General features: G+C 44.0%; 3 protein-coding genes. All 3 read left to right on the plus strand.

Translation table 11 applies throughout. The features are described 5' to 3' along the window. A partial coding sequence (locus VQ02_RS36450; protein ID WP_245239926.1) for a DNA methyltransferase occupies positions 1 to 1,423 on the plus strand: 1,423 nt, incomplete at its 5' end. Beyond that, positions 1,416 to 2,540, plus strand: coding sequence for a GmrSD restriction endonuclease domain-containing protein (locus VQ02_RS36455; RefSeq protein ID WP_083469587.1), 1,125 nt, complete (start codon positions 1,416 to 1,418; stop codon positions 2,538 to 2,540). The genes VQ02_RS36450 and VQ02_RS36455, both read left to right, overlap by 8 nt. Beyond that, positions 2,528 to 3,232, plus strand: coding sequence for an MAE_28990/MAE_18760 family HEPN-like nuclease (locus VQ02_RS37845; RefSeq protein WP_157080912.1), 705 nt, complete (start codon positions 2,528 to 2,530; stop codon positions 3,230 to 3,232). The genes VQ02_RS36455 and VQ02_RS37845 overlap by 13 nt, the downstream gene beginning before the upstream one ends. The last annotated feature ends 235 nt before the right edge of the window (positions 3,233 to 3,467 follow it).

The raw sequence follows: 3,467 nt of genomic DNA on the forward strand, positions 1-3,467 counted from the left end.
GCACTTCGAGCGAAGGCGTTCGGGGAAAACGTCGGCCCGTCGTGGCTTCCTAATACGCGATCGGGTAGGTAGGGATCAGATGCCTGCGATCAGAAGCCAGATGCTTAGAACGTCCCTGACTGAAAAACTTCGTGTGGCAGCAACCCACCCTCACATGAATACGAAGCGAAACACCAAGCACGCGCACGGCCGCGAGGCATGGTTTCCTTATTACGCAGGATATCCTGAAAAATTTGTTGAAATAATTTTGGATCAAGCGGCTCTGAAGAAAGGGGCTGTTGTATTAGACCCATGGAATGGAAGCGGAACAACAACTTCGATAGCGAGTTACAGAGGTTTCAATTCTATAGGTATTGATATTAATCCGGTCGCTGTTCTCGTCGCATCCGCTAAAATCTCTGGATCGCGTGATAATAATCGCAATGATTTTCTAATTGAAAAAATATGCCAGTTGGCAACCAGAGAACCTAATGAACAAGATGCGTCATCAGACAGTTTGTCTAAATGGCTACCGCTAGACGTTGTTAGCATCTACCGCGCTATAGAGCAACATATACTCTGTAATATAGAAAAAAAGTCTACAGTTGATTATTTAAATCCCGCAATGATGCCTTTGTCGCCTACGGCCTCTTTTTTTATCTTAGCTCTCATGCGGGCGGCGCGTAGCATATCAACAATGCGCACAGCATCTAACCCAACCTGGATACGGCCTGGAGTTGAAACCGATTGTCGACCAGACCATCTCATAAAGGCATGGAAATATCAAATTAGCAATATGAGTGCAAATCTTGATTTGAATGCTAGTGAAGATTTCATTCCATCAAACATCATTCTTGGCGACTCTCGAAATATAGAACTTGAAGACGAAATGGTAGATCTTATTATAACGTCCCCGCCCTATTGCACGAGAGTTGATTATATTAAGAGCACGTCATTTGAATTGGCCGCGCTGGGAATTTCCGATGGCGATGTACCCTTCGAGTTAGTGCGACGTTCTTGTATGGGATCGACCTTGGTGCGAAATGCCACTCTACCCGAGATTCCAAACGAATGGCCGATAGAAATAAAAGATACTCTATCCCATATTCGCAATCATGCAAGCAAGGCTTCCGGATCGTATTATTACAAGACATATTGGCAGTACTTCGATGATCTAATTCAATCTGTAGGCGAGTTGAAACGATGCCTGAAATTTAACGGGTCTATCGTGATGGTTGTGCAGACATCTTATTACAAAGACGTTCTAATCGATGTGCCGAAGCTGCTCATAGCGACTGCGAGAACTCATGGCTTGAATGGCTCAACGGTAAGCTGTAAGCCAGTGCATAACGGTCTTTTTCAGATTAACCGGAAGGCGAAAGAGTATGCATTGGGCCGTCAGTATGCCGAGGCCGTAATTTGCTTGGAGCCGTACAATGACTAGTTCTTCTGCCCCTGAGTTGATTAAGTCTGTCGATAGTGCCGTTCTGCGTGTGCGAACCCGCGCTGTCGATGTCTCTTTTAATGAATTATTCGACATGTATAATTCAGAAGAATTAATAATTAATCCCGATTTTCAGAGACTTTTCAGGTGGTCGGAAGGTAAGCAATCACAATTTATAGAAAGTCTGATTTTAGAGCTTCCTGTTCCGCCCATCTATGTTATAGAAATCGAAGATGGTGTCTATGAATTAATTGATGGGCTCCAGCGAATATCTTCATATTTTCATTTTAGAGGATACAACTCGCGCAATCCAGGATCCCCGGACGATCTGGCGCTATCTGAATGTGATGTTTTGCCTGAACTTAATGGATTAACTTATAAAAAATTGCCGCAGTCTCTTCAGATCAAATTGAAGCGCCATTTTATTCGAATGGAGGTATTGCGTCGAGAGAGTGACAAGCATCTCCGCTACCATATGTTCAAAAGACTTAACACTGGCGGAGAAATACTAAGTCCTCAAGAAATTAGAAATTGTACAATCCGAATACTTAATAATACTTTCAACGAGTTTTTAAAAAAGCTGGCCAAGAATAATGATTTTGACAATTGTATGGCAAGTTTATCGGATGAAAAACGCGAGCAAATGTATATGGAAGAGTATGTATTAAGGTTTTTCGCGCTAAAGAATAATGGCGACCGGTACTCTAAGGAAGTTGGGGATTTTCTGACCGAATACATGGAAGGCATTGCCAAATCAGAAAATAAAAACTCAATCTTTGATTATAATACAGAAGAAAAGTTGTTCATTTTAACATTTAAAATATTGAATAAAGCTTTGGGCGACGCCGCCTTCTCGGGTGTTAGTCGAAAAGGTAACATCATGGAAGCATTTTCTGCACTGCTTTTTGAAGCAATCACAATCGGCGTTCAGCGACGCTTGATAGATCTAAGTACTAAAGATGATAAATTCATAGAGAAACTTGGGCAAGCTCTCGACGAGGCTAAGCGCGATCCTGAATTTCAAAAATGGACAAAGGGAGGCGGAAAAAACTACGCTGCGGCGCTCCGTAACCGGGTGGATTTCGTCGCCAGAAAGGTCGATGAATGCCTAGCATAGAGATTGAAAGTGTTCGTTCTGAGATCGAAGCTGAGCGCGAATGGCGTGAGGCCGAGGTGCGGATGCTCAAAAATATCATAAATGGATTGAACCACGAAAATCAAAAAGCCATTGCTCGCAAGGCGCTAGTTGTAATGCTATACTCTCATTTTGAAGGAATATGCAAAACAATTTTTGGAATTTATATCTCGCAAATTAATAGCTTGGGATTGACGGTATCAGAGGCAAATTCATCGCTCGGGGCGGCGAGCTTAGACGATATGTTTTTCGCGCTGCGTGATCCTTTAAAAAAGTGCCCTGAGTTTCGCAACTCACTACCAGACGATGCCGCCCTTCATCGATTTTCTCGCGATCGTAATTTTGTTGAAGTCACAAAAGATCTCGAAAAAAGATCCGTCATACTTAAGCATGATCGAATCGCCGACACTGAGTCCAATCTCAAACCGGTTGTCTTAAAGAAAATACTGTACAGGCTTGGTATCGATCCTGCTATTGCGGAACCGTGGGAGGGAGTGGTTCACAGATTACTTCGCCGAAGAAATGATGTGGCACATGGAACCGCAAGAGGAGGCATCGACGAAGAAGAATACGAAAAACTGGAAGTGGCCGTGCGTAGTGTGACGGACGCCATTGTCATTGCCATCGACGACTGTATCAGAGAGAAAAGATATCTACGTGTAACAGCAGCATAGATTATTATAAATAATGACTGACTGTATGAACGCCTTCGCTCGAAGTGCCAACTAACTTTCGGCGCGCGTGCTTCTCCGAGCGCCTGTTTAGATCTCCCATACGCACCGGTTCATAGCACTCAGGTCCCATGTGGAGGTACGTCAGCAATCGGAGCATAGTCGTGGCGCCGGTTCTCGGAACCCATTCACCCGATCATGCCGCCGGTCGTCCGCACGGCAACAACATAATGAGCCA

The sequence above is a fragment of the Methylobacterium variabile genome (assembly GCF_001043975.1).
GTDB classification, from domain to species: domain Bacteria; phylum Pseudomonadota; class Alphaproteobacteria; order Rhizobiales; family Beijerinckiaceae; genus Methylobacterium; species Methylobacterium variabile.